This is a genomic window from Pantoea sp. CTOTU50773 (assembly GCF_032082325.1).
Classification (GTDB): Bacteria; Pseudomonadota; Gammaproteobacteria; order Enterobacterales; family Enterobacteriaceae; genus Pantoea; species Pantoea communis.
Genome location: NZ_DAMDQC010000008.1, coordinates 1 through 24,737, shown reverse-complemented (window position 1 = coordinate 24,737; position 24,737 = coordinate 1). Strand labels below are relative to the sequence as shown.

General features: G+C 54.8%; 26 protein-coding genes. 13 read left to right on the top strand and 13 right to left on the bottom strand.

Annotation, left to right across the window (positions count from 1 at the left end; all coding sequences use genetic code 11):
* The first annotated feature begins 2 nt into the window (after positions 1-2).
* From yajC to secF, 3 genes are read left to right on the top strand one after another with little or no spacing between them, the layout of a single operon-like run.
* Positions 3-335 (top strand): preprotein translocase subunit YajC, encoded by a 333-nt coding sequence (gene yajC, locus RT340_RS02440; RefSeq protein WP_034831018.1) that lies wholly within the window; start codon positions 3-5, stop codon positions 333-335.
* Positions 336-360: 25 nt separating this feature from the next.
* Complete coding sequence (gene secD, locus RT340_RS02435) at positions 361-2,208, top strand: protein translocase subunit SecD (RefSeq protein WP_160867942.1); 1,848 nt, start codon at positions 361-363, stop codon at positions 2,206-2,208.
* 10 nt (positions 2,209-2,218) lie between these two features.
* Positions 2,219-3,187 carry a protein translocase subunit SecF gene (gene secF / locus RT340_RS02430; protein WP_038648607.1) on the top strand — a complete coding sequence of 323 codons (969 nt, stop codon included), beginning with the start codon at positions 2,219-2,221 and terminating at the stop codon, positions 3,185-3,187.
* Positions 3,188-3,246: 59 nt separating this feature from the next.
* Here secF and RT340_RS02425 read toward each other — a convergent pair whose 3' ends face one another.
* Together RT340_RS02425 and lysM are read right to left on the bottom strand one after the other, a co-directional pair.
* Positions 3,247-3,810, bottom strand: coding sequence for a DUF3251 domain-containing protein (locus RT340_RS02425; protein ID WP_313373852.1), 564 nt, complete (start codon positions 3,808-3,810; stop codon positions 3,247-3,249).
* A gap of 15 nt (positions 3,811-3,825) precedes the next feature.
* On the bottom strand, positions 3,826-4,263 hold the full coding sequence (gene lysM / locus RT340_RS02420) for a peptidoglycan-binding protein LysM (protein ID WP_045833917.1): 438 nt from the start codon (positions 4,261-4,263) through the stop codon (positions 3,826-3,828).
* 172 nt (positions 4,264-4,435) lie between these two features.
* On the opposite strand from lysM, the gene nrdR reads away from it, so the two are divergent.
* From nrdR to pgpA, 6 genes are all read left to right on the top strand, one after another.
* The gene (gene nrdR, locus RT340_RS02415; protein ID WP_034831027.1) at positions 4,436-4,885 is read left to right on the top strand and encodes a transcriptional regulator NrdR; all 450 of its coding nucleotides are present in this window, start codon (positions 4,436-4,438) and stop codon (positions 4,883-4,885) included.
* A 3-nt stretch (positions 4,886-4,888) separates the two neighbouring features.
* A complete protein-coding gene (gene ribD, locus RT340_RS02410) occupies positions 4,889-5,992 on the top strand; it encodes a bifunctional diaminohydroxyphosphoribosylaminopyrimidine deaminase/5-amino-6-(5-phosphoribosylamino)uracil reductase RibD (protein WP_211728027.1) in 1,104 nt (367 codons plus the stop codon).
* Positions 5,993-6,085: 93 nt separating this feature from the next.
* Complete coding sequence (ribE, locus tag RT340_RS02405) at positions 6,086-6,556, top strand: 6,7-dimethyl-8-ribityllumazine synthase (RefSeq protein WP_160867938.1); 471 nt, start codon at positions 6,086-6,088, stop codon at positions 6,554-6,556.
* Positions 6,557-6,575: 19 nt separating this feature from the next.
* The gene (gene nusB / locus RT340_RS02400; protein WP_038648596.1) at positions 6,576-6,995 is read left to right on the top strand and encodes a transcription antitermination factor NusB; all 420 of its coding nucleotides are present in this window, start codon (positions 6,576-6,578) and stop codon (positions 6,993-6,995) included.
* Positions 6,996-7,042: 47 nt separating this feature from the next.
* Positions 7,043-8,020 carry a thiamine-phosphate kinase gene (gene thiL, locus RT340_RS02395; RefSeq protein WP_034831036.1) on the top strand — a complete coding sequence of 326 codons (978 nt, stop codon included), beginning with the start codon at positions 7,043-7,045 and terminating at the stop codon, positions 8,018-8,020.
* Positions 8,010-8,498 (top strand): phosphatidylglycerophosphatase A, encoded by a 489-nt coding sequence (gene pgpA / locus RT340_RS02390; protein WP_211728028.1) that lies wholly within the window; start codon positions 8,010-8,012, stop codon positions 8,496-8,498. The genes thiL and pgpA overlap by 11 nt, the downstream gene beginning before the upstream one ends.
* 149 nt (positions 8,499-8,647) lie before the next feature.
* On the opposite strand, the gene RT340_RS02385 is transcribed toward pgpA, so the two are convergent.
* The 4 genes from RT340_RS02385 to xseB all read right to left on the bottom strand — a co-directional run bounded on the left by RT340_RS02385 (position 8,648) and on the right by xseB (position 12,711).
* A complete protein-coding gene (locus RT340_RS02385) occupies positions 8,648-9,622 on the bottom strand; it encodes an aldo/keto reductase (protein WP_097117498.1) in 975 nt (324 codons plus the stop codon).
* Between the two features lie 62 nt (positions 9,623-9,684).
* A complete protein-coding gene (gene dxs / locus RT340_RS02380; RefSeq protein ID WP_211728030.1) occupies positions 9,685-11,550 on the bottom strand; it encodes a 1-deoxy-D-xylulose-5-phosphate synthase in 1,866 nt (621 codons plus the stop codon).
* A 19-nt stretch (positions 11,551-11,569) separates the two neighbouring features.
* A complete protein-coding gene (gene ispA / locus RT340_RS02375; protein ID WP_034831043.1) occupies positions 11,570-12,469 on the bottom strand; it encodes a (2E,6E)-farnesyl diphosphate synthase in 900 nt (299 codons plus the stop codon).
* A complete protein-coding gene (gene xseB / locus RT340_RS02370; RefSeq protein ID WP_034831045.1) occupies positions 12,469-12,711 on the bottom strand; it encodes an exodeoxyribonuclease VII small subunit in 243 nt (80 codons plus the stop codon). Before xseB ends, ispA begins: the two co-directional genes overlap by 1 nt.
* A 233-nt stretch (positions 12,712-12,944) precedes the next feature.
* Here xseB and thiI point away from each other — a divergent pair, with 233 nt between their 5' ends.
* Positions 12,945-14,393 carry a tRNA uracil 4-sulfurtransferase ThiI gene (gene thiI, locus RT340_RS02365; RefSeq protein WP_160832682.1) on the top strand — a complete coding sequence of 483 codons (1,449 nt, stop codon included), beginning with the start codon at positions 12,945-12,947 and terminating at the stop codon, positions 14,391-14,393.
* Between the two features lie 121 nt (positions 14,394-14,514).
* Here thiI and yajL read toward each other — a convergent pair whose 3' ends face one another.
* Complete coding sequence (yajL, locus tag RT340_RS02360; protein ID WP_097117495.1) at positions 14,515-15,126, bottom strand: protein deglycase YajL; 612 nt, start codon at positions 15,124-15,126, stop codon at positions 14,515-14,517.
* Positions 15,080-16,000: a 2-dehydropantoate 2-reductase gene (gene panE, locus RT340_RS02355; protein WP_045833921.1), complete on the bottom strand. Its 921-nt coding sequence runs from the start codon at positions 15,998-16,000 to the stop codon at positions 15,080-15,082. The genes yajL and panE overlap by 47 nt, the downstream gene beginning before the upstream one ends.
* Before the next feature lie 125 nt (positions 16,001-16,125).
* Here panE and RT340_RS02350 point away from each other — a divergent pair, with 125 nt between their 5' ends.
* Positions 16,126-16,617 (top strand): YajQ family cyclic di-GMP-binding protein, encoded by a 492-nt coding sequence (locus tag RT340_RS02350; protein ID WP_034831052.1) that lies wholly within the window; start codon positions 16,126-16,128, stop codon positions 16,615-16,617.
* Here the strand turns inward: RT340_RS02350 and RT340_RS02345 are convergent.
* Positions 16,614-18,386, bottom strand: a complete 1,773-nt coding sequence (locus tag RT340_RS02345) for a sigma-54-dependent Fis family transcriptional regulator (RefSeq protein ID WP_313373832.1) — start codon at positions 18,384-18,386, stop codon at positions 16,614-16,616. The genes RT340_RS02350 and RT340_RS02345 overlap by 4 nt on opposite strands.
* Before the next feature lie 291 nt (positions 18,387-18,677).
* Between RT340_RS02345 and RT340_RS02340 the strand changes: the two genes are divergently transcribed.
* On the top strand, positions 18,678-20,198 hold the full coding sequence (locus tag RT340_RS02340; protein WP_313373830.1) for an aldehyde dehydrogenase family protein: 1,521 nt from the start codon (positions 18,678-18,680) through the stop codon (positions 20,196-20,198).
* A gap of 30 nt (positions 20,199-20,228) precedes the next feature.
* On the top strand, positions 20,229-21,269 hold the full coding sequence (adhP, locus tag RT340_RS02335; RefSeq protein WP_034831060.1) for an alcohol dehydrogenase AdhP: 1,041 nt from the start codon (positions 20,229-20,231) through the stop codon (positions 21,267-21,269).
* Between the two features lie 61 nt (positions 21,270-21,330).
* Here the strand turns inward: adhP and RT340_RS02330 are convergent, their stop codons facing one another.
* From RT340_RS02330 to RT340_RS02315, 4 genes are all read right to left on the bottom strand, one after another.
* Positions 21,331-22,695, bottom strand: a complete 1,365-nt coding sequence (locus tag RT340_RS02330) for an MFS transporter (RefSeq protein ID WP_034828088.1) — start codon at positions 22,693-22,695, stop codon at positions 21,331-21,333.
* 256 nt (positions 22,696-22,951) lie between these two features.
* Complete coding sequence (gene cyoE / locus RT340_RS02325) at positions 22,952-23,839, bottom strand: heme o synthase (RefSeq protein ID WP_034828090.1); 888 nt, start codon at positions 23,837-23,839, stop codon at positions 22,952-22,954.
* 13 nt (positions 23,840-23,852) lie between these two features.
* The gene (locus RT340_RS02320) at positions 23,853-24,182 is read right to left on the bottom strand and encodes a cytochrome o ubiquinol oxidase subunit IV (RefSeq protein ID WP_034828092.1); all 330 of its coding nucleotides are present in this window, start codon (positions 24,180-24,182) and stop codon (positions 23,853-23,855) included.
* Positions 24,182-24,737, bottom strand: a 556-nt coding sequence (locus tag RT340_RS02315; RefSeq protein WP_313373826.1) for a cytochrome o ubiquinol oxidase subunit III, incomplete at its 5' end; no start/stop codon positions are given. The genes RT340_RS02320 and RT340_RS02315, both read right to left, overlap by 1 nt.

Sequence of the window (24,737 nt, the reverse complement as noted above, 5' to 3'; positions counted from 1 at the left end):
TAATGAGCTTTTTCATTTCTGACGCCGTTGCCGCAGCAGGCGCTCCGTCTCAGGGAAGTCCTTATTCTCTGGTGATCATGCTGGTGGTGTTTGGTCTGATCTTCTATTTCATGATTCTGCGCCCGCAGCAGAAACGTTCTAAAGATCACAAGAAGCTGATGGATTCCATCTCTAAAGGTGATGAAGTGTTAACCAGCGGTGGCCTGGTAGGTCGTGTGACCAAAGTGGCTGACAACGGCTACGTTTCTATCGCCCTGAACGACACCACTGAAGTAGTTGTAAAACGTGATTTCGTGGCCGCCGTTCTGCCGAAAGGTACTATGAAGGCGCTGTAATTTTTTCTTCCCGAAGGGAACTGCCGTGTTAAACCGTTATCCTTTGTGGAAGTACATCATGCTGGTCGTCGTGATTCTCGTCGGCCTGCTCTATGCGCTTCCTAACCTTTATGGAGAGGATCCGGCCGTTCAGATCACTGGTGCGCGCGGTGGCGCCGCCAGTGAACAGACGTTGGATCAGGTCCAGACTTTATTAAAACAAGATAATATCCAGAGCAAATCCCTCGCTCTGGAAAATGGCGCCATTCTGGCCCGTTTTGACAATCAGGATGCGCAGCTGCGCGCGCGTGATGCCATCACTACCGCGTTGGGCGACAACTATGTTGTGGCACTCAACCTCGCGCCAGCAACCCCGCGCTGGCTGACCATGCTGGCTGCACAGCCGATGAAACTCGGTCTTGATCTGCGTGGCGGCGTACACTTCCTGATGGAAGTGGATATGGATACCGCTCTGGGCAAGCTGCAAGAGCAGAATGCCGATGGCCTGCGCAGTGACCTGCGCGACAAAAGCATCCCGTATACCAACGTCAATAAAATCGCTAACTACGGTGTAGAAGTGCGTTTCCGCGACGGCGCCAGCCGTGATGCGGCGATCAGCTACCTGTCACCGCGTCATCGCGATCTGGTGATCTCCAGCGTCGGCAGCGATACGCTGCGTGCGGTGATGACCGATGCGCGTCTGAGCGAAGCCCGTGAGTATGCGGTTCAGCAGAACATCAATATCCTACGTAACCGTGTGAACCAGCTTGGCGTTGCCGAGCCACTGGTGCAGCGTCAGGGTTCTGACCGCATCGTGGTGGAACTGCCGGGTATTCAGGACACGGCGCGTGCCAAAGAGATTCTGGGTGCCACTGCGACCCTGGAATTCCGTCTGGTAAACACCACCGTTGATCCAACTGCCGCGGCGAGTGGCCGTGTGCCGGGTGATTCGGAAGTGAAAGAGACGCGTGAAGGCCAGCCAGTGGTGCTGTACAAGCGTGTGATTCTGACCGGTGACCATATTACCGATTCGACGTCCAGCATGGACGAGTACAACCAGCCGCAGGTGAACATTTCACTGGATGGCGCGGGCGGTAACATGATGTCGAACTTCACCAAGGACAACATCGGTAAAGCGATGGCGACCCTGTTTGTGGAGTACAAGGACAGCGGTAAGAAAGACGCCAACGGTCGTGCAATCCTGGTGAAACAGGAGCAGGTGATTAACGTGGCGAACATTCAGTCGCGCCTCGGTAACAGCTTCCGCATCACCGGTATCAACAACCCGAACGAAGCGCGTCAGCTGTCGCTGCTGCTGCGTGCCGGTGCGTTGATCGCGCCAATTCAGATTGTGGAAGAGCGTACCATTGGTCCAACAATGGGCCAGCAGAACATCACTCAGGGTCTCGAAGCCTGCTTGTGGGGTCTGATCGCGTCCATTCTGTTTATGGTGGTGTTCTATAAGAAATTTGGTTTGATTGCGACCAGCGCGCTGCTGTGCAACCTGGTGCTGATTGTCGGCATCATGTCACTGCTGCCGGGTGCGACCCTCACCATGCCGGGGATTGCCGGTATCGTGTTGACGCTGGCGGTTGCTGTCGATGCCAACGTGTTGATTAACGAACGTATTAAAGAAGAACTGCGTAACGGACGCTCGGTACAGCAGGCGATTCACGAAGGCTACAAAGGCGCCTTCTCCAGTATCGTCGATGCCAACGTCACTACGCTGATCAAAGTTATCATTCTTTATGCGGTCGGTACCGGCTCCATTAAAGGCTTTGCGATCACCACCGCTATCGGTATCGCGACCTCAATGTTCACCGCTATCGTCGGCACCCGTGCCATCGTTAACCTGGTTTACGGCGGCAAACGCATCAACAAGCTGTCCATCTGAGGAGTGCGTTGTGGCACAGGAATATAGTATTGAGCAGCTAAACCACGGGCGTAAGGTCGTCGACTTTATGCGCTGGGATACGCTGGCATTCATCATCTCCGGTCTGCTGATTGTGGCGTCTATCGCCATTATCGGTGTGCGAGGCTTCAACTGGGGCCTCGACTTTACCGGCGGAACGGTGATTGAGATTAACCTGGAAAAACCGGCCGATCTGGACGCACTGCGTGAAGGTTTGGTGAAAGCGGGCTTCCAGGAGCCGCTGGTGCAGAACTTTGGCAGCAGCCGTGACGTGATGGTGCGTATGCCGCCAGCCACCGGTGCAGCAGGTCAGGAGCTCGGCAACAAAGTCGTGACCTCCATCAATGAGACGACGCAGCAGAACGCGACCGTGAAGCGCATTGAGTTCGTCGGCCCAAGCGTGGGTAGCGATCTGGCGCAAGCCGGTGCGATGGCGCTGCTGTCGGCACTGATTGCGATTCTGATCTATATCGGCTTCCGCTTTGAGTGGCGTCTGGCGCTGGGTACCGTGCTGGCACTGGCGCATGACGTCATTATCACCTGCGGCATTCTGGCGTTGTCACACATCGAGATCGACCTGACGATTGTCGCGTCACTGATGTCGGTGATTGGTTACTCGCTTAACGATAAAATCGTGGTTTCCGACCGTATTCGTGAGAACTTCCGCAAAATTCGTCGCGGTTCTTCCTACGATATTACTAACGTGTCGCTGACCCAGACGTTGAGCCGTACCCTGATCACCTCGCTGACCACGCTGGCGATGATTCTGATTCTGTTCATCTTTGGTGGTGCGCTGCTGAAAGGCTTCTCGCTGACCATGCTGATCGGTGTCACCATCGGTACCGTTTCATCGATCTATGTTTCTTCTGCTCTGGCATTGAAACTGGGTATGAAGCGTGAACACATGCTGGTGCAGAAAGTGGAGAAAGAGGGCGCAGATCAGCCTTCTATCCTGCCTTAATTCTGCTGATGAAATGAAACGGGCTGCCTAAGGGCAGCCCGTTTTTTTATGCCTGCTGATCAGGGCGCGGTTTTGGTGGCTGCTGTGCTCTGCACATCATGCACGCGCACAAAGCCGAGTTGCTCCGGCGTCAGTCCGCTCAGGCGCAGCGGCACTGTTACCGAACTGCGTGGCATCAGACTCGCCTCAACCTGAATGGTCTGGCTCAGACTCTCCGCATTCAGCGGTTTGCCACTGGCTGGATCCAGCTTACCCCATACCACGGTGGCGCTCAGCGCGGGGATCGGCTGGTCATCGGTGGAACGGATATTCAGGTTGGCGCGACTACCACTGGCTTCCCCCTCGACGCGAGACAGTGACAGGCGCAATTTGCCCACCTGCGTCTGTAACTCGACGGGAGTGTTGGCTTGCGGCAACAGCCATGCCCCCTGGGTTGATTGCCCATTGAGTTGACCCTGAATTTCCAGCGCCGTTGCCTGATTGGTGAGCTTGCGCATCTGCTGGTTAAGCTGGCTGACTTCCTGATGTAACTCTTTGACCTGCGGTGAAGTCGGCGTTGAACTACAACCACTGAGCACCAGCAGCGAAAGTGCGGCGGGCGCCCAAAACGTCCTGATCGTCATGCATTGTCCTTTCTGTTATTTTGGAATACGTAATACCTGGCCGGGGTAGATCTTATCAGGATGCGTCAGCATTGGCTTGTTTGCTGCGAAAATCTTGTTGTATTCATTGGGATTCCCGTAGACCTGTTTGGAAATCGCACTCAGGGTGTCGCCTTTTTTCACCGTATAGAAATCGGCTTCTGGCGCACTGTCGGTGACGGTGACCTTGTCATCGACCTTGGTAATCCCTGCCACGTTACCGGCGGCCACCAGGATTTTCTCCTTCAGCTCCTGTGAAATGCCATCACCGCTCACGGTAACGGTGTCGCCTTGCACATCGACTTTGACTTTATCGCTGTCAGGTAAGCCGAGTTGATTAATATGATCCTGTAGTTTTTTGCTGGGATCGTCAGCGCCAGTGACGGCATCCCATAACTTTTCACCTGCTTCTTTCACGAAATTGAACAGACCCATGTGACCTCCTGCAAATGTGCCGGATTGGCTGTTTAAGCTTAGTGGCTTTTCTTGTTTACAGAGCGTGACATCCTGCATCTGTGAGCCAGGCGGTGATTCGGTCGCGTGTATTCAGTTGCTTTGAAGATCGCGCTACACTGTGTGGCCTATTTATCTCGCGACAGGAAACGTCATGCATTGCCCCTTCTGCTCCGCTGTGGATACCAAAGTGATTGATTCTCGCCTGGTCAGTGAAGGTTCATCGGTGCGTCGCCGCCGCCAGTGTCTGGTGTGCCATGAGCGTTTTACCACCTTTGAAGTGGCTGAGCTGGTGATGCCGCGCGTGGTGAAAAGCAACGATGTGCGTGAACCCTTTAACGAAGATAAGCTCGCCAGCGGCATGATGAAGGCGCTGGAGAAGCGCCCGGTGAGCGCCGATGCGGTGGATAACGCCGTCAACCACATTAAAACGCAACTGCGTGCCACTGGCGAGCGCGAAATTCCCAGCAAGCTGGTCGGTAATCTGGTGATGGAAGAGCTGAAGAAACTCGATAAGGTCGCTTACATCCGCTTTGCTTCGGTGTACCGCAGCTTCGAAGATATCCGTGATTTTGGCGAAGAGATCGCCCGCTTACAGGACTAAGCCATGACTGACGAACGCTACATGGCGCGTGCGCTGGAACTGGCGCGTCGCGGACGTTTTACCACCACACCTAATCCTAATGTTGGCTGCGTGATTGTACGCGACGGCGAGATTGTCGGCGAAGGCTGGCATCACCGTGCGGGCGAGCCGCATGCTGAAGTGCACGCGCTGCGCATGGCGGGTGAAAAAGCTAAAGGTGCGACCGCTTATGTCACGCTGGAGCCCTGCAGCCATCATGGCCGCACGCCGCCGTGTTGCGATGCGTTGATCGCTGCGGGCGTCAGTCGCGTGGTGGCGGCAATGCAGGATCCCAATCCGCAAGTGGCGGGACGCGGCTTGTATCGTTTGCAGCAGGCCGGGATTGAAGTCAGCCACGGCTTAATGATGAGCGAAGCTGAAGCATTGAATCGTGGTTTTCTGAAACGTATGCGCACTGGCTTCCCGTGGATTCAGCTCAAACTCGGCGCATCCCTTGATGGGCGCACCGCGATGGCCAGTGGCGAAAGTCAATGGATCACCTCGGCGGCGGCAAGGCGCGATGTGCAACAATTACGTGCCCAGAGTTCGGCTATTCTTACCTCGAGTGCCACCGTGTTGGCAGACGATCCGTCATTAACCGTGCGCTGGGGCGAACTGAATGAAGATGCACGCCAGCAGCTGGATGAAGCCACGCTGCGTCAGCCGATTCGCGTGGTGATTGATAGCCAGCAGCGTGTGACGCCGCAACATCGACTGATGAGTCAGCCGGGCGAAACCTGGCTGATGCGCAGTGCAATCGATCAGCAAACCTGGCCAGACAGCGTCAGCCAGATTGCGGTGCCGCTGCGCGGAGAACAACTGGATCTGGTGGCGATGATGATGATACTCGGCCAGCGTCAGATTAACTCGGTGTGGGTTGAAGCTGGCGCCAGTCTGGCGGGGGCACTGTTACAGGCTGGACTGGTCGATGAACTGATTGTCTATGTGGCACCGAAACTACTGGGCAATGCGGCACGCGGCCTGTGTGAACTGCCTGGGCTGGAACGATTGTCCGATGCGCCAGAGCTGAAGTTTAGTGACGTACGCAAGGTTGGCGCGGACCTGCGACTGACCCTGACGCCCGCTTAAGCACCGACTGAAAAGCCTGAGCGCGTTGTCGAAGAGTATGATAGAATCCGCCCCCTTCTGCGGGGCCATAAATCAAACACCCAAAGGATATGTATGAAAGTTATCGAAGCTCCTGTTGCCGCGCCTGATGCTCACATTGCCATCGTCATTGCGCGTTTTAACAACTTCATTAATGACAGCCTGCTGGATGGCGCGGTGGATGCGCTGAAGCGTATTGGCCAGGTCAAAGCAGAAAACATCACTGTGGTCTGGGTTCCAGGCGCTTACGAACTGCCTCTGGCAGCGCGCGCACTGGCAAAAGCCGGTAAGCACGATGCAATCGTGGCTCTGGGAACCGTGATCCGTGGCGGCACCGCCCACTTCGAATATGTGGCAGGTGAAGCCAGCTCTGGCATTGCCAACGTGGCGATGACCAGCGAAATTCCGGTGACTTTCGGCGTGTTAACCACCGAAAACATCGAGCAGGCGATTGAACGCGCCGGCACCAAAGCAGGTAATAAAGGCGCCGAAGCGGCCCTGACTGCACTCGAAATGATTAACGTATTGAAAGCCATCAAAGCCTGATTTTTGGAAGGGGAATTTTGTGAAACCTGCTGCTCGTCGTCGCGCCCGTGAGTGCGCTGTCCAGGCGCTTTACTCCTGGCAGCTGTCGAACAACGACATTGCCGATGTGGAATACCAGTTTCTGGCGGAACAAGACGTCAAAGACGTCGATATTAGCTATTTCCGCGAATTGCTGGCCGGTGTGGCGACTAACAGCGCGTACCTGGACGGTCTGATGAAGCCTTACCTGTCACGTCAGCTGGAAGAGCTGGGTCAGGTAGAAAAAGCCATTCTGCGTCTTTCGCTGTATGAGCTGAGCAAACGTTCTGATGTGCCTTATAAAGTGGCCATCAACGAAGGCATCGAACTGGCCAAAGTGTTTGGCGCCGAAGACAGCCACAAGTTTGTCAACGGCGTACTGGATAAAGCAGCCCCACAAATTCGACCCAATAAAAAATAAATGCGAAAGGCCGGTTTACCGGCCTTTTTCTCATTGAGACCTGACTTATGTCCTGTGGTGAATTCGAACTGATCGCACGTTATTTTAACCGCGTTACCAGCTCCCGCCGCGATGTGGAGAAGGGAATTGGTGACGACTGTGCGTTACTGAACGTGCCCGAAAAACAGACGCTGGCCATTAGCACCGATACGTTGGTGGCGGGCGTGCACTTCCTGCGTGATATCCATCCTGCCGATCTGGGTTACAAAGCGCTGGCCGTGAATCTCAGTGATTTGGCGGCAATGGGTGCCGATCCGGCGTGGTTGACGCTGGCGATTACCTTGCCTGAAGTGAATGAAAGCTGGCTGGCCGCATTTAGCGACAGCCTGTTTGAGCTGCTGGATTACTATGATATGCAGCTGATTGGCGGTGATACCACGCGCGGACCGCTGAGCCTGACGTTGGGGATTCACGGTCTGGTGCCGACAGGACGCGCATTAAAGCGTTCGGGTGCCAAACCTGGCGACTGGATCTTTGTCACCGGTACGCTGGGTGACAGCGCGGCTGGCCTGTCGCTGCTACAACATCGTCATCGCCTGAACGATCCGGCTGTCCATGAAGTGTTGATCAAGCGCCATCTGCGCCCGATGCCACGCGTGTTGCAGGGCCAGGCACTGCGCAATCTGGCGACCTCGGCGATTGATATCTCCGATGGTTTGATTGCCGATCTCGGCCATATTCTCACGGCGAGCCGCGTCGGTGCGCGTCTCAATCTGGAAGCGTTGCCGCTGTCCGCTGCGTTGCGCGATCATTTTGAGCCGGAACAGGTGCTGACCTGGGCGTTAAGTGGCGGCGAAGATTACGAGCTGTGCTTTACCGTGCCGGAAGTCAATCGTGGTGCGCTGGACGTGGCGCTGGGTCATCTTGGTGTGCCTTATACCTGCATCGGGCAGATTGCGCCTGAAGCCGACGGGTTGACGCTGCTGGAAAATGGCAAGCCACGTCGTTTTAATCACAAGGGATTTGATCACTTTAATGCGAAGTAAAGATGTAGCGAAAAGCCGCCTGCGCCTGAGCAATCCCTGGCATCTGTTGGCAACCGGTTTTGGCAGTGGCCTGAGCCCGATCATGCCAGGCACCGCCGGTTCGATTGCCGCGATTCCCTTTTGGTGGTTGATGACCTTTCTGCCGTTGCAGATTTACTCTCTGCTGGTGCTGATTGGCATTAGCGTGGGCGTTTATCTCTGCCATCGCACGGCGAAAGACATGGGTGTGCACGACCACGGCAGCATCGTCTGGGATGAGTTTATCGGCATGTGGATTACGCTGATGGCGATCCCAGCGATGAGCTGGCAGTGGGTGCTGGCCGGGTTTGTCATCTTCCGCATCTTCGATATGTGGAAACCCTGGCCGATTCGCTGGTTCGATCAGAACGTGCATGGCGGCATGGGCATTATGGTCGATGACATTATCGCAGGCGTGATATCAGCGGCAATTTTGTATGGATTTGGGCTGGTGCTTTAATTCGGCAGGTGCGCCTAACTCACGTGCCCTCTGTCACAACGCGTACGAAAGATTCAGAGCAAGCTGGTGCCGTTCAGGGGCTGGCAATCCGCAGCGCTAAACGGAATGAGTCTGCCAGGATAGCCCGCAGGACGCGGGCTATTAAATCATTACTCGAATCCTACAACCGGATGCGGTTGATATACCGTCTCCAGCTCGGCGATATCCGTTGAACTCAGCTCCACATCCACTGCTTTAACCAACTCTGCAAACTGCTGCTCGCGCGATGCACCGATAATCGGGGCTGTGACCACCGGTTTATGCAGCAGCCACGCCAGTGCCACCTGTGCACGCGTCACGCCTTTATCGGCGGCAATGGTCGCCAGACGCTCTGCAATCGCCGCATCGTTCTCTTCGGTGCCGGTATAGAGTTTTTCCATCACGTTATCCGATACCGAACGTGCGGTGGTTTCGCCCCATGGACGTGTCAATTTGCCGCGTGCCAGCGGGCTCCACGGCAGCACCGCGATGCCTTCACGTTCACACAGCGGGTGCATTTCGTTTTCTTCCTCGCGCTGAATCAGGTTGTACTGATCCTGCATGCTGACAAAACGCGCCCAGCCATTCTGCTTTTGCAGATCCAGCGCCTGAGCGAACTGCGCAGCATGCATCGAAGAAGCGCCGATGTAGCGCGCTTTACCCGATTTCACCACCTCATTCAGCGCCTCAAGCGTCTCTTCGATCGGCGTGTCGTAATCCCAGCGGTGAATCTGCAGCAGGTCGACATACTCCATGCCGAGACGCGTCAGGCTATCGTCGATGGATTGCAGAATGTTCTTGCGTGACAGTCCCTGAGAAAGGTTGCTGAGCGGGAAATAGACTTTGGTGGCGACAACAACCTGATCGCGCTGGGCGAAATCTTTCAGCGCACGCCCGACAATCTCTTCACTGCTGCCATCGGAGTAGCTGTTGGCGGTGTCGAAAAAGTTAATGCCAGCGTCCAGCGCTTGCTTGATCAGCGGTCGACTGCTCTCTTCGGGCAGGGTCCATGCGTGATTTCCGCGCATCGGATCGCCGTAAGTCATGCAGCCTAAACAGAGACGCGAAACCTGTAAGTCGGTTTGGCCTAAACGAATGGTTTTCATGGGAGCTCCTGCTCTTATGCGTTAGGAATGCCCTAAGCATAGCAGCAGGAGCGGGGAGGGGATTACTGCGCCAGCCAGTCAGTGATTTGCTGCTGAATACCGTCGGCATCCAGCTGATAATCCTGACGAACTTCTTCCTGCGTGCCCTGTGGAATAAATTCATCTGGCAGGCCGAGGTTCAGCACGTGCACACGCAGGCGTTTAGCCATCACGTATTCGTTGACGCCGCTACCGGCTCCGCCTTTGATCGCGCCTTCTTCCAGCGTCACCAGCGAATCATGGCTGGTGGACAGTTCGGCAATCAAGGCTTCATCCAGGGGCTTCACAAAACGCATATCTACCAGCGTGGCGTTCAGCGCTTCAGCGGCAGCCTGTGCTTCAGGCAACAGCGTGCCGAAGTTGAGGATCGCCAGCTTTTCACCACGGCGCTTCACAATGCCTTTGCCCAGCGGCAGGCTGGCCAACGGCTCCAGCGTGGCACCGGTGCCCGTGCCGCGCGGATAGCGCACTGCACTTGGCCCCGCCTGATAGTGATAGCCGGTGTAAAGCATCTGGCGACATTCGTTCTCATCGCTTGGCGTCATGATCACCATTTCGGGCACACAGCGCAGGAAGGCGATATCGAATGCGCCCTGATGCGTTTGCCCATCGGCGCCAACGATGCCGCCGCGATCGATAGCGAACAGCACCGGCAGTTTCTGGATCGCCACATCGTGAATCAGCTGATCGTAAGCGCGCTGCAGGAAGGTGGAGTAAATCGCCACCACCGGCTTGTAACCGCCAATCGCCATACCTGCAGCAAAGGTCACCGCATGCTGTTCAGCAATCGCCACGTCAAAGTACTGTTGCGGATAGTCACGAGAGTAGCTGACCATGCCAGAACCTTCACGCATCGCCGGCGTCACCGCCATTAAACGCGGATCGTCCGCCGCCATTTCGCTCAGCCAGCTACCGAAAATTTTCGAGTAGCTCGGCAGGCCTGGCGCGCTTTTCGGCAGAGAACCGCTGGCCGGATCGAACTTCGGTACCGCATGCCAGGCGATAGGGTCTTGCTCGGCAGGCGCGTAGCCTTTGCCCTTTTTGGTCATGATGTGCAGGAACTGCGGGCCTTTCAGGTCACGCATATTCTTCAGCGTGCTCACCAGCGTCAGCACATCGTGGCCATCAACCGGACCGATGTAATTAAAGCCCAGCTCTTCAAACAGCGTGCCCGGCACCACCATGCCTTTCAGGTGCTCTTCGGTGCGCTTCACCAGCTCTTTGATCGGAGGTAGGCCGCCCAACACACGCTTGCCGCCTTCGCGCAGACGTGAGTAGGTTTTACCGGAGAGAATCTGGGCCAGACGATTGTTGAGTGCGCCAACGTTTTCCGAGATCGACATCTCGTTGTCGTTAAGGATCACCAGCATGTCAGGTTTGATGTCGCCAGCGTGGTTCATGGCTTCGAACGCCATACCTGCGGTGATGGCGCCATCGCCAATAATACAGGCAGTACGACGTCCTTTGCCTTCGCGCTCAGCGGCAACCGCCATGCCCAATCCGGCACTGATCGAGGTCGATGAATGACCGACGCTCAATACGTCGTATTCACTTTCGCCGCGCCACGGGAACGGATGCAGGCCATTTTTCTGGCGGATAGTGCCGATACGATCGCGGCGTCCGGTCAGAATTTTGTGCGGATAGGCCTGATGACCAACGTCCCACACCAGATGGTCAAACGGGGTGTTGTAAACATAATGCAGCGCGACTGTTAGTTCGACGACGCCCAGACCCGAAGCAAAGTGGCCGGAAGACCGGCTCACGCTATCCAGCAGATACTGACGCAGCTCGTCACACAGTACCGGAAGTTTTTCTTTCGGTAGTAAACGTAATTCCTGAACCGTGCTCGCTAATGCCAGTGTCGGGTATTTTGCAATATCAAAACTCATCAGAGACTCATTATGAAAGTTATTTATCGCGTTCAATTATGAAGCTTGCCAGTGCTTGTAATGCGGTGGTGTTGTAGGACTGCGCCGCCAGAATCTCTAACGCGCCCAGTGCTTCCTGATAAAGATCCCACGCTTTACTGCGGGCATTATCCAGTCCCATCAGCGCCGGATAAGTGCTCTTACCCAATGCCTGATCCGCGCCCTGAGTTTTGCCCAGCACCGCGGTATCGCCCACCACATCAAGAATGTCATCCTGCACCTGGAACGCCAGTCCGATGGCGTTGGCGTAGGTATCCAGGACCGGAAGTGCCGCACGGCCACGTTCACCCGCCGTCAATGCGCCAAGACGCACTGCAGCGCGAATCAAAGCGCCAGTTTTATGACGATGAATCTGCTCGAGCTGGGCGAGGTCAATGTGCTTGCCTTCTGCGGCGAGATCCAGCGCCTGGCCACCGCACATGCCTGCCACACCGCTGGCCTGAGCCAGTTCGGAGATCATCGCAATGCGATCTTGCGGGCTGACGCCGGGCATCGGCTCATCGGCCAGAATCGAAAACGCTAGGGTTTGCAACGCATCACCAGCGAGAATTGCTGTATCTTCACCATATTTTATATGGCAGGTTGGCTGTCCGCGACGTAACGCATCGTCATCCATCGCGGGCAGATCATCATGAATCAGAGAGTAAGCATGAATGCACTCAACGGCAGCGGCCGGGGCATCCAGGCTGGCCGCATCGGCCTTTAACATCTCGCCCGTGGCGTAAACCAAAAATGGACGCAGACGCTTACCGCCTAATAGTGCCCCATATTGCATGGATTGCACCAGAGGAGAACTCTGAAAAGGAAGTGGATCTATTAAGCGTGTCAACGCCAGATTGACGCGTTCGTGATACGCGTTGAGTAATTTGGCGAAATCCATCAGTCATTTTCCGGCGTGAACGGCGCGAGCGCGGCATCTTTGTCATCGCTGAGCAGGATCTGCACGCGCTGTTCAGCCTGCTGCAGGGTTTGCTGACCGGTGCGTGCCAGCTGTACGCCGCGTTCAAATTCGTTCAGTGCTTCTTCCAGCGGCAGTTCACCACTTTCCAGACGGCTGACGATTTGTTCCAGCTGCTGTAATGCGCTTTCAAAACTGGCTGGCGCTTCGGCTTTTTTCGGCATAATCAGTGTCGACTCACAGTTTAGGAATCATCTTGCAATCGGTCATGGTAGCCGACGAGGATTAATTAGCAAAATAATGAATGTGATTGCGGTTGCAGAAGCGGTCATCTGACAAAGGTGGTATACTTTTGCGCCTCGGATGCGGGCGCCTCTGCGTTACCCGTAATTATATGATTTTACCAGTTAAGTGCCGATGGTTTTAGCACTTATTTGCCCAACGAAGCTGTGTCGCCATGAAGTTTATCATTAAGCTCTTCCCTGAAATCACCATCAAAAGTCAGTCGGTGCGTTTGCGCTTTATCAAGATCCTGACCGGTAACATCCGCAATACCCTGCGTACTGTCGACGACGAAATCGCCGTGGTGCGCCACTGGGACCATATTGAAGTGCGCGCTAAGAAAGAAGCGCTGCGTACCGTCGTTATTGATGAACTGACGCGCATCCCCGGTATTCACCATGTACTGGAGGTTGAGGATCAGCCTTACACCGATATGCACGATATCTTCGAGCAGACGCTGGCACTGAATCGCGAACGTCTGGAAGGGAAAACTTTCTGCGTGCGCGTGAAGCGTCGTGGCAAACACAGCTTCAGCTCGATTGAGGTTGAGCGTTACGTGGGTGGCGGTCTCAATCAGCACATTGAGACTGCACGCGTGCAGTTGAAAAATCCCGATGTGACGGTCAATCTCGAGATCGAAGACGATCGTCTGCTGCTGATCACCGGCCGTTATGAAGGGCTGGGTGGTTTCCCGATCGGGACGCAAGAAGATGTGCTGTCGCTGATTTCAGGTGGCTTCGACTCCGGCGTTTCCAGCTATATGCTGATGCGTCGTGGTTGCCGCGTGCACTACTGCTTCTTCAATCTCGGCGGTGCCGCGCATGAAATCGGCGTGCGTCAGGTCGCGCATTATCTGTGGCAGCGTTATGGTCGTTCGCATCGCGTGCGCTTCGTGGCGATCAACTTCGAGCCGGTGGTAGGCGAGATTCTTGAGAAAGTGGATGACGGCCAGATGGGCGTGGTGCTGAAGCGCATGATGGTGCGTGCGGCATCGATGGTCGCTGAGCGTTACGGCGTGCAGGCGCTGGTGACCGGTGAAGCGCTGGGCCAGGTATCGAGCCAGACACTGACCAACCTGCGTCTGATTGATAACGCCTCGGATACCCTGATCCTGCGTCCACTGATCTCGCATGATAAAGAGCACATCATCGATTTGGCGCGCCATATCGGCACCGAAGATTTCGCCAAAACCATGCCGGAATACTGCGGTGTGATTTCGAAAAGCCCAACGGTGAAAGCGGTGAAGGCGAAGATCGAAGCGGAAGAGCAAAACTTCGATTTCGAGATCCTCAATCGCATGGTGCAGGAAGCCAGCAACGTCGATATCCGCGAGATTGCGGAGAAGGCACAGGAAGAAGTGGTGGAAGTGGAGACGGTGGTCTCGTTCACCGCAGAGGATGTGGTGCTGGATATCCGTTCTGTGGATGAGCAAGAGGCATCACCGCTGGCGCTGGAAGGCGTGGATGTGAAATCTCTGCCGTTCTACAAATTGAGCACACAGTTCGGCGATTTGGATCAGAACAAAACCTGGCTGCTGTATTGCGATCGCGGCGTGATGAGCCGTTTACAGGCGTTGTATCTGCATGAGCAAGGCTTTAAAAACGTGAAGGTCTATCGTCCGTAACGGTGATAACCTGGTAACGGCGTGATTCATCGCGCGTGTCACACTCGGCACCTTGCCACTGTGACATGCGCAATACATTGCGCCGCTACCGTTAAGTGCTTTTTACTGCATTACAATGCGGTTATTCACGCTCTTCAAATTCCTGATAGTTATAAATCCCCGCCGCTAATACCAACTGTGACGCCACTTCACGCGCTTTCTCTTTATCCACCAGCAGATCAATCAGCTTCAGTGCAAAATCAATCGAAGTGCCTGGACCCTGGCTGGATAGCAGGTTGACGCGCGGATCCCATACCACACGGCGATCCATCCAGTGTTTGTCAGGGATAGTGTCGCGCAAGCCAGGAAAGCCGGTCATATTGCCTACCGGGAACAGATCGTGCGGAATCAGCACCGTGCCAGGTGCGGCACAAATCGCGGCAACGATTTTCCCTGCCAGATGAAACTGGCGTACGGTTTCCACCAGCAGTGGGCTGTCACGGAAGGTCTCTGCGCCCTTGAGGCCGCCGGGCAGCACCACGGCGTCATAATCGTTATCCGCCACCTCAACCAGTGGCGCATCGGCCAGCAGGCGCACGCCGCGTGAGCAGACGATCTCGCGCGTGCCATCGCTTTCGACACTGGCGGTGGTGACGCTTAAGCCCGCGCGGACTAGCAGGTCGATAGTGGTGACAGCTTCAATCTCTTCACTGCCATGTGCCAGGCAAACCAGAACCGATGCGGTCGCGCTCATATTGGGACTCCTTGCGTTTAATCAGATCGTACAAACGGGTGTTCTCCGGCAGCGCAATGCCCTGCGCGCGAGCGCGGCGCAGCAGGTAGCCGGTGATGTAGTCAATTTCTGTCAGGCGCTGGGCGCGCACATCCTGCAACATTGAGGAGGTATTCGCTGCGGTGCTGTCGATGACGTCATAAATGATGTCGCGCAGGTTATCGACCGCAATGTGCTGGCCTTCACGCTCCATCACCCAGGCAATCTCTTCACACAGCGTGGCAATCTGCTGCGGCCAGGCACGCAGGGCACCGTTCTGGCAATCGTGTTCAACGGTAAGCGGATTAATCACGCAGTTCACCGCCAGTTTGCGCCAGCTGGCAGAAGCAATGTTGTCATGCCAGGCCACGTCCGGCAGCGCCTGATGCAGGATATCGGCGATATCGCTCATCGCGGCACTTTCACGTCCGGTGGGACCGATATGTGTGATGCCCTGCGCAACGTGTTTGATCACCGTGCCATCGCGCATCGCCGCGTGGGTGGTAATGCCGCGCAGCAGCGGTTGCTGCAACTCCTTCAGCTCTTCCAGCGTGCCCATGCCATTGTGCAATAACAAAATGGCAGCATGAGCAGGCAGGATGCTTTGCAGGTTTTTGACCGCCGGGGAAACCTGTGGCGCTTTAAGTGTCACCAGCAACAGCTGGCTTTCGGCAAGAAACAGCGGATCGTTGGCGATAAACGTGTGATTGCTGACTTGTCCTTGCGGATCAATGACGTTCACCGAGCAATAGGGCTGCGGCACGCGCAACCAGCCCTGAACCTCATGTCCCTGACGTGCGAGCGCGGCGAGCCAAATTTGACCCAGGGCGCCACAACCCAACACGGTAATTTTCATTTTGCCTCCCGCTGACGGGTTCTCAATTTCACGACATCGTTAAGTATAGCTTTCCGCGTATCGTGTTTAATTAGCGCCATAAGACGCGTATTATGCATGTCACTTTAGTATCAGGAGAAGAAAAGATGCCATCTTTCGATATCGTTTCCGAAGTCGAACTGCCGGAAGTGCGTAATGCGGTGGAGAATGCCAGCCGTGAAATCTCAACCCGTTTCGATTTCCGCAACGTGAGCGCCAGCATTGAGCTTAACGAAAAGAATGAGACCATCAAAATCACCAGCGAATCTGATTTCCAGGTTAAACAGCTGGTGGATATTTTGCGTGAAAAGCTGCTGAAACGCGGCATTGAAGGCGCAGCGATTGAAGTGCCAGAAGAGATCATTCACAGCGGTAAAAGCTGGAGCGTAGAAGCCAAGCTGAAAAAGGGTATCGAAAGCGATATCGCTAAAAAGCTGGTGAAGCTGATTAAAGACAGCAAGCTGAAAGTGCAAACGCAGATTCAGGGTGAAGAGCTGCGCGTGACCGGTAAATCACGCGACGATTTGCAGGGTGCAATGGCGCTGGTGCGCGGTGGCAACCTTGGTCAGCCCTTCCAGTTCAAGAACTTCCGCGACTAATCGCGTTTGTCGCGTGCGGCACGACGATAGAGCGTGCTGCGCGCGACACCTAATGCCTCCGCCGTTTTACTGATATTGCCATTGAAGCGTTGGAGCGTTTCGCTAATCAGCCGCTCATCATGGCTCTGCTTATCTTCCGCTGGCACCGCCTCTGCTCGACGATATTCGGCTGGCAAATGCACATCAGTGACTTCTTCCCCTTCGTCCGCCAACGCCAGCAGCACGCGCAACAGACTGCGTAATTGCCGCACGTTGCCCGGCCATGGCAATTGTGCCAGCGATGCCAGCAAGGCGGGAGAAAGCTGGATATCGCGATCTGCGCCGCCCAGCTCAATCCACAACCGACCAATAAAGTCTTCGATATCTGGCCAGGCACGCAACGGCGGGATGGTCATGGAAAATTCCTGCAAGCGATAGAGAAGATCCTCGCGGAACTCGCCCTCGGCCACACGCTGCGCCAAATCACGGTGCGTGGCGCAGATCACGGCAAAATTCACCGACCAGCTGCGACTGGAACCGAGCGGCGCGACCTCTTTTTCTTGCAGCACGCGCAGCAAACGGGTTTGTAGCGCCAGCGGCATATCTCCAATTTCATCAAGAAACAGCACGCCACCATCCGCCTCGCGGATTTTACCGATGTAGCCATTTTTGCTGGCTCCGGTAAAGGCACCAGGCTGATAACCAAATAGCTCGGATTCAATCAACGCTTCCGGAATGGCAGCACAGTTGATGGCGACAAACTTCCCATCACGCCAGCGACTCTGCTGATGCAGCGCACGGCTGACATACTCTTTACCGCTGCCGGTTTCACCGTGAATGCACAACGACACACCGGCATTCATCAGACGCACCATTTTCTCACCATCGCGACCCAGTGAGAAGGGAAGATCCACGCTGGGTTCACTTGGCGTAGCAAAGTGGGTGCGGTGCGGAGCGCGCAGGCGGAAGTAGTAGCGCTGTTGTGCAAAATGAATCGGTAAAGGAATGGTGTTGGCCTGCTGTTCGAGCTGATCAAACAGCTGCTGGAATGTCAGGGTGCCCAACTGCCCGGTGGTGAGATTGAGTTCACGCATCGCCAGGCGGTTTGCGGCGGTGAGCACATTATCGGAGAACACCAGCAGCAACTCATCACTGGTATCAATGCCGTGCGGCTCAACGTGCAGGCTCATCAACCATTGTTGGGGATGCAGGCTTTGCTTAACCCACAAATACTCGATCTGTTTAGCGGCGGCTTTGACCCACTGAAACGTTTGCGGATGCGGGAAGTGCGCTGGGCCAGAGATATCCAGCACGCCCGCAATCTGACCGTTGGGCATTTGCAACGGCATGGCGGCGCAGTAGAGCCCCTGATTCAAGGTGAGAAAATGTTGCTGGCCTTCAATTTCACAGCCATCGTCAATCGCTAGCGCGGTGCCAATCGCATTGGTGCCGCGCCCGCATTCGCTCCACAAATTGCCAGGGGTGAGGGCGAATCGCTGCGCTTTCTCCATCGATTGCATGTCGCCAAAGGTGTTCAGTACCAAACCGGTGGCATCAGAAAGGATTACCACAGATTGTTTTTCCGCCAGTTTCTGCGCCAGCTGTTTGATCACCGGCTGGGCAAATTGTTGCAGCCCGGCATTACTGGCCAGCACATCAGCCAGCTCACCCTGGCGGACGCGAGGAAAATCATCGGCGGTGCGGTCGAGACCATACAGCTGGCTACGAAACCAGGAGTCGCTCAAAAGCGGGTTGGTATTAACGGCAGACGCGGCTGAATTTCCCTGCATTGGTAACCTCATGCCTAAGCGAAAGTGTTGCAGCATTGTAGCGGCTTGGTTTCTGCGGTGTTGCGATACGCAACACAGATGAGGATTTTGGTGGCAGAAACCGTGCGTTTAAAAGGGCTATTGGTTTTATAAATTGATGATAGATAAAACGATTTTTCGAAAATTCGCAAGCTGAAAAAAACTGGCACGCCCGCTGCAATAGGTATGTACGGCAGCGGGCTGTTCAATCTGTTGACCCACAGGTTGCCGCTGCCAGCTAACAATAAACGACCCTACACGAAGGAGTTTGCGATGCGTTATGCACATCCCGGCACGCCCGGCGCTTTGGTCACTTTTAAAGCGACCTACGGCAATTTTATTGCGGGCAAATTCACAGAGCCGCTCAGCGGCCAGTATTTTACGAACACCTCGCCTGTTGATGGCAGCGATATTGCGCAGTTTCCGCGTTCTGACGCGCGGGATATCGATTTAGCACTGGACGCTGCTCATCAGGCCGCTGACGCCTGGGGAAAAACCAGCGTGCAACATCGGGCCAATCTGCTGCTGCAGGTGGCCGACTGCATTGAACAAAATCTCGAAATGTTGTCTGTGGCGGAGAGCTGGGACAACGGCAAGCCGATCCGTGAAACCCTCAACGCCGATCTACCGCTGGCGGTGGATCACTTCCGCTACTTCGCCGGTTGTCTGCGTGCGCAGGAAGGCAGCACCGCTGAGATTGATGAAACCACCGTTGCCTATCACTTCCATGAACCGCTGGGCGTGGTCGGGCAGATCATCCCGTGGAACTTCCCGCTGTTAATGGCGGCATGGAAACTGGCTCCGGCGCTGGCGGCGGGTAACTGCGTGGTGCTGAAACCGGCTGAGCAAACCCCGCTGGCAATCACCTTGCTGATGGAGCTGATCGGCGATCTGTTCCCGGCCGGCGTGCTTAACGTGGTGCAGGGCTTTGGCCGTGAAGCCGGTGAAGCGCTGGCCACCAGCAAACGTATCGCCAAAATCGCGTTCACCGGTTCTACGCCAGTGGGCCGTCATATTATGGCGTGCGCGGCTGAAAACATCATTCCTTGCACCGTCGAGCTGGGCGGCAAGTCGCCGAACATCTACTTTGCCGATGTGATGGAGGGTGAATCGGACTTTATCGAAAAAGCGGTGGAAGGGCTGGTGCTCGGTTTCTTCAACCAGGGCGAGGTCTGTACTTGTCCATCACGTGCGTTGATCCATGAATCGATCTATGAGCCGTTTATGGCGCGGGTGATGGAGAAAGTGGCAAACATCCGTCGGGGCGATCCGCTGGATACCGACACCATGATCGGTGCTCAGGCTTCCCGTCAGCAATTCGACAAAATCCTGTCTTACATCAACATCGCGCGCGACGAAGGGGGGCAAATTCTTACCGGAGGCGATCGCGCCAGCGTCGCTGCCGAACTGGATAACGGATTCTATATCCAGCCAACCCTGATTAAAGGCACCAACCAGATGCGGTGTTTCCAGGAAGAGATTTTTGGGCCGGTTATCGGCATCACCACCTTTAAAGACGAAGCGGAAGCCTTGTCGATTGCCAACGAAACCCAGTTTGGCCTCGGGGCGGGCGTATGGACGCGTGATACCAATCTGGCGTATCGCATGGGACGTGGCATCAAAGCCGGTCGTGTCTGGACCAACTGCTATCACATCTATCCCGCACACGCGGCTTTCGGTGGCTACAAGCAATCGGGCGTGGGACGCGAGACGCACAAGATGGCGCTTAGCGCCTACCAACAAACCAAAAATCTGCTGGTCAGCTATGGCACCGCGCCTTTGGGCCTGTTCTGAGTCTGCATCCGATCAAATGGAGAGTGAAAGATGAATATGCAAATCAAAACCACCATGAAAGCCGCCGTTGTTAAAGCCTTTGGTGAACCGTTAGTGATTGAGCAGGTGCCAGTACCGCAAGTGGGACCGGGCCAGATTCTGGTGAAAATCGCCGCGACCGGCGTGTGCCATACCGACTTACATGCCGCCGAAGGCGACTGGCCGATTAAGCCCAATCCCCCGTTTATTCCTGGCCACGAAGGCGTAGGGCAGGTAGTGGCGCTCGGTGAAGGTGTGAAGCATTTAAAACTGGGCGATCGTGTGGGCGTGCCGTGGCTCTATTCCGCATGTGGCCACTGCGAGCACTGTCTGGATAGTTGGGAAACCCTGTGCCTGTCACAGCAGAATGCCGGTTATTCGGTGAACGGCAGTTTCGCAGAATATTGCCTCGCGGATGCGAATTATGTCGGCATCATTCCGGAAAACATCGATTACAACGAAATCGCACCAATTCTGTGTGCCGGCGTGACGGTGTACAAAGGCCTGAAAATGACCGATACCAAGCCAGGCGATTGGGTAGTGGTGTCCGGTATTGGAGGTTTAGGTCATATGGCGGTGCAGTACGCGGTGGCGATGGGACTGAATGTGGCTGCGGTTGATATCGACGATGAGAAGCTGGCGTTTGCTAAGCGGCTTGGTGCCAGTGTGGTAGCGAATGCGAAGAACGTCGATCCCGCAAAAGTGTTCCAGGAAAGTTTTGGCGGCGCGCATGGTGTGCTGGTTACGGCCGTATCACCTAAAGCGTTTGAGCAGGCGATTGGCACCATGCGCCGTGGCGGCACCATGGTGCTGAACGGTCTGCCACCGGGCAAATTTGATTTGTCGATTTTCGATATGGTGCTGGACGGGATTACGGTGCGCGGTTCAATTGTGGGCACGCGTAAAGATCTCCAGGAAGCGTTGGATTTCGCCGGTCGTCACAAAGTGAAAGCCAACGTGGCGGTTGAACCGTTGACCAACATTAACGACATTTTTGCGCGTATGCATGCGGGAAAAATTGAAGGGCGTATCGTGGTGGATATGTCGCTTTAATTAGCGTGATGGTTTGTGGCGGAGCGGTTAATCGCGCCGCCACAGAGTGTGTGACTACTAACTAACAGCTGGCGAGCAGCGCTTCGATTTCGACGCGGCTCGTCACTTTACTGTCGATCTTGATGTAAGCACTTTTCTCTTCCGGCACGATAAATACTGAAGAGACACCCGGCTGCGCTTTTAAACGCTTCTCAAGGTTAGGCACCGCTAATACGGCATCACTGAGTACCATGCGCAGGCTGCTGACGTAAGGTGGCTCCTGCATCGACATCGCCACAAACAGCCAGGCTGCCGCGACAATCGCACCCACCAGAAACACCGTCTGCGCATCAAAGTGACCGAAGATCCAACCGCCCATGCTGCCGCCAATCGCCACGCCAATGAACTGGCTGGTGGAGTAAATGCCCATCGCTGTACCTTTGTAGCCCGGCGGTGATTCTTTACTGATCAGCGAAGGCAGAATGGCTTCCATCAGGTTGAAGGCGAGGAAGAATAGCTGCACGCCAATCACCAGCGTCCAGAAATGACCAGCCGCACCCCACAGTACGATTTCCGCGATAATGATCAGTGCCACGCAGGTAACAAAAACGCGCTTCATGCGGCGTTTCACTTCGGCATAGATGATGAAAGGCACCACCAGAACGAAAGCGACCAGCATGGTGACCAGATAGACTTTCCAGTGTTCAGATGCCGGGAAGCCCGCTTGTTCAAACTGGCCTGGCAAAGCCACAAAACTCGACATCAGCAGGATATGCAGGCAAAGAATACCGATGTTTAATTTCAGGAGTTTAGGGTTGGCTAACACTTCACGAATGCTGGCTTTTACCATGCCGGATTCACGATTCAGCACGTGATTCGGTGCGCTCGGCACCACCAATAGCGTGATAACAATGCCCAGCGAGGCCAGAATAGCGATCATCCAGAACAGTGCATGCAAACCCAGAGCATGGGTGACAATTGGGCCTACCACCATCGCAATAGCAAAGGTCACACCGAAACTGATGCCAATAAACGCCATTGCTTTAGTGCGGTTTTGTTCGCGAGTGAGATCTGAGAGTAGCGCCATCACGGCAGCGGCAATTGCGCCAGAGCCTTGTAAAGCACGACCCAGGATCACGCCCCAGATTGAGGTGGTCATCGCTGCGATAATACTGCCCAGCACGAACACTAACAGCCCGCCAACAATGAGCGGTTTGCGACCGACGCGATCGGACAGCAGACCAAACGGAATCTGGAATACGGCTTGCGCCAGACCATAGATGCCAATTGCCAGACCAATTAAGGTTTCACTGGCTCCCTGCAACGCCATACCGTACGTGGTGAGTACCGGCAGGACCATAAACATTCCCAGCATGCGCAGGGAAAAAACTGTGCCTAAACCCCATGTAGCCCGAAGCTCTACTGGCGTCATTTTATTGTCGTTCATTCCAACCTCTGTAAGTTTATGCCCTTTATACTTCAAGCCGCAGATGCGTTGGCTGCGCACGTTCACCCAGGTCACTTACTTTAGTCAGCTCCCAGGGATTCATGCACTTGCCGCCTTCCTGCATCTCGAATTATTCCGGGCATTTAGCTCTCATTTTAGGGAGCAGGGCAGGGCGGGTAAAACAATTGTTGTTAAGCAGTGGTAACAAAAAGAAAGGGCGCGAAATTCGCGCCCTTTCTGGTGTTGCGGAGCTGTATTACCAGACGTAAGTCAGCAGGTCTTTAGAGGCCGGCGTCATAAAATCAACCGACATCATCACGCTCAATGCTGTGATAGCGACAATCGAGAACACAAACAGTTTACGCGCCCAAACTTTATCGTTTGAGGTTTTGTAACCTGAAAGCGCCATGCCCAACCACCACACACTCACTGCCGCGGCGACCACCAGATACTTGTAACCCGCGTAACCGCCGAGTGTCAGCATCAGCGTAGCAATCATGAACGCCAGGATGTATAGCGTAATATGATTTTTGGCTACCGAGATACCTTTCACGACAGGCAGAACCGGGATGTTAGCCGCCTGATAATCTTTGAAGCGGAAAATCGCAATCGCGTACGAGTGCGGCATCTGCCACAGGCTAAAGATAGCCAATAAGATCAGGGCGCCAGCATCAAACTGGTTGGTCACTGCGCAGTAGCCAATCACTGGCGGTGCTGCACCAGAGAGGCTACCGATCAGCGTGCCATACACGGAGTTGCGTTTCATATACAGGCTATAAATGCCCACATAGACAACGAAGCCCATCACCGCCAGCCACATGGCCAGCGGGTTAGCGCCGAAATACAGCAACGCAAAGCCAGCAATACCCAATGCGGTTGCATAAACCAGGCTTACTTTCGCCGAGATCAGGCCTTTGACCAGAACACGGTTCCGCGTTCTCTCCATTTTGATATCGATATCGCGGTCAATCACGTTGTTGAATACACAACCCGATGCGACAACCAGCGAAACGCCCACCAGTGAATAGAGAAACAGGGGGTAATCAATGCTGCCTTTCGAAGCCAGCAAGAATCCACCGATCACAGAAATTAAGTTGCCGAAAATAATTCCTGGTTTTGTTACTTGCAGGTATTGCTTAATCATTACGTGTGACTCTTTAGTCGGCCATCATGTTGTAGTTGAGGTTCCACATGATCCACAGTGAGCCGACAACAACAATCAGAATGATGAGTGCTGAGAAGACTATCGCCACCATGTTCCAGCCACCCTCTGACTTGCTGTCTAAGTGCAGGAAGTAGACCAGGTGCACTAACACCTGAACCACCGCACACACCAGAACCACACCCAGAATCGTGCCGTGTGATGCGCCGCCATCCATTACCATCCAGAACGGAATACCGGTCAGGATGATAGAGAGGATGAAGCCGATCATGTAAGACTTCACGCTACCGTGAGAAGCGCCATGTTCGTTAACTGAATGACTCATTACATGGCTCCCATCAGATAGACAACGGTGAATACGCAGATCCAAACCACATCCAGGAAGTGCCAGAACAAGCTCAGGCACATGATGCGGGTGCGGTTGGTTGCAGTCAGACCACGTTTAGAAATCTGGAACATCATCACTGCCATCCAGATCAGGCCTGAGGTCACGTGCAGACCGTGGGTACCGACCAGCGTAAAGAACGCGGACAGGAAACCACTGCGGTCAGGACCGAAGCCTTCCAGGATCAGATGATGGAATTCATAGATTTCCATGCCGATGAATCCAGCACCAAACAGGAAGGTCAGAGCCAACCAGCTGATGACTGAACCCTTGTTCTGGTTGTTCATCGCGATCACTGCCATTCCATAAGTAATGGAGCTGAGCAGCAGCAGCGCGGTTTCAACCAGCACAAACGGCAGTTCAAAGATGTCTTTACCTGCCTGAACAACGGCAGTGTTATTGACCATAACTGCATAGGTCGCAAACAGCGTAGCGAAGATAATGCAGTCGCTCATCAGGTAGATCCAGAAGCCAAAGACTTTATTGGCTCCTGCA

Bases quoted from the DNA above. Each gene is read 5' to 3' on its own strand.
- yajC (WP_034831018.1), top strand. From the start codon at position 3: ATGAGCTTTTTCATTTCTGACGCCGTTGCCGCAGCAGGCGCTCCGTCT.
- RT340_RS02425 (WP_313373852.1), bottom strand. From the start codon at position 3,810: ATGACGATCAGGACGTTTTGGGCGCCCGCCGCACTTTCGCTGCTGGTG.
- lysM (WP_045833917.1), bottom strand. From the start codon at position 4,263: ATGGGTCTGTTCAATTTCGTGAAAGAAGCAGGTGAAAAGTTATGGGAT.
- nrdR (WP_034831027.1), top strand. From the start codon at position 4,436: ATGCATTGCCCCTTCTGCTCCGCTGTGGATACCAAAGTGATTGATTCT.
- ribD (WP_211728027.1), top strand. From the start codon at position 4,889: ATGACTGACGAACGCTACATGGCGCGTGCGCTGGAACTGGCGCGTCGC.
- ribE (WP_160867938.1), top strand. From the start codon at position 6,086: ATGAAAGTTATCGAAGCTCCTGTTGCCGCGCCTGATGCTCACATTGCC.
- thiL (WP_034831036.1), top strand. From the start codon at position 7,043: ATGTCCTGTGGTGAATTCGAACTGATCGCACGTTATTTTAACCGCGTT.
- pgpA (WP_211728028.1), top strand. From the start codon at position 8,010: ATGCGAAGTAAAGATGTAGCGAAAAGCCGCCTGCGCCTGAGCAATCCC.
- RT340_RS02385 (WP_097117498.1), bottom strand. From the start codon at position 9,622: ATGAAAACCATTCGTTTAGGCCAAACCGACTTACAGGTTTCGCGTCTC.
- dxs (WP_211728030.1), bottom strand. From the start codon at position 11,550: ATGAGTTTTGATATTGCAAAATACCCGACACTGGCATTAGCGAGCACG.
- ispA (WP_034831043.1), bottom strand. From the start codon at position 12,469: ATGGATTTCGCCAAATTACTCAACGCGTATCACGAACGCGTCAATCTG.
- xseB (WP_034831045.1), bottom strand. From the start codon at position 12,711: ATGCCGAAAAAAGCCGAAGCGCCAGCCAGTTTTGAAAGCGCATTACAG.
- thiI (WP_160832682.1), top strand. From the start codon at position 12,945: ATGAAGTTTATCATTAAGCTCTTCCCTGAAATCACCATCAAAAGTCAG.
- yajL (WP_097117495.1), bottom strand. From the start codon at position 15,126: ATGAGCGCGACCGCATCGGTTCTGGTTTGCCTGGCACATGGCAGTGAA.
- panE (WP_045833921.1), bottom strand. From the start codon at position 16,000: ATGAAAATTACCGTGTTGGGTTGTGGCGCCCTGGGTCAAATTTGGCTC.
- RT340_RS02350 (WP_034831052.1), top strand. From the start codon at position 16,126: ATGCCATCTTTCGATATCGTTTCCGAAGTCGAACTGCCGGAAGTGCGT.
- RT340_RS02345 (WP_313373832.1), bottom strand. From the start codon at position 18,386: ATGCAGGGAAATTCAGCCGCGTCTGCCGTTAATACCAACCCGCTTTTG.
- RT340_RS02340 (WP_313373830.1), top strand. From the start codon at position 18,678: ATGCGTTATGCACATCCCGGCACGCCCGGCGCTTTGGTCACTTTTAAA.
- adhP (WP_034831060.1), top strand. From the start codon at position 20,229: ATGAATATGCAAATCAAAACCACCATGAAAGCCGCCGTTGTTAAAGCC.
- RT340_RS02330 (WP_034828088.1), bottom strand. From the start codon at position 22,695: ATGAACGACAATAAAATGACGCCAGTAGAGCTTCGGGCTACATGGGGT.
- cyoE (WP_034828090.1), bottom strand. From the start codon at position 23,839: ATGATTAAGCAATACCTGCAAGTAACAAAACCAGGAATTATTTTCGGC.
- RT340_RS02320 (WP_034828092.1), bottom strand. From the start codon at position 24,182: ATGAGTCATTCAGTTAACGAACATGGCGCTTCTCACGGTAGCGTGAAG.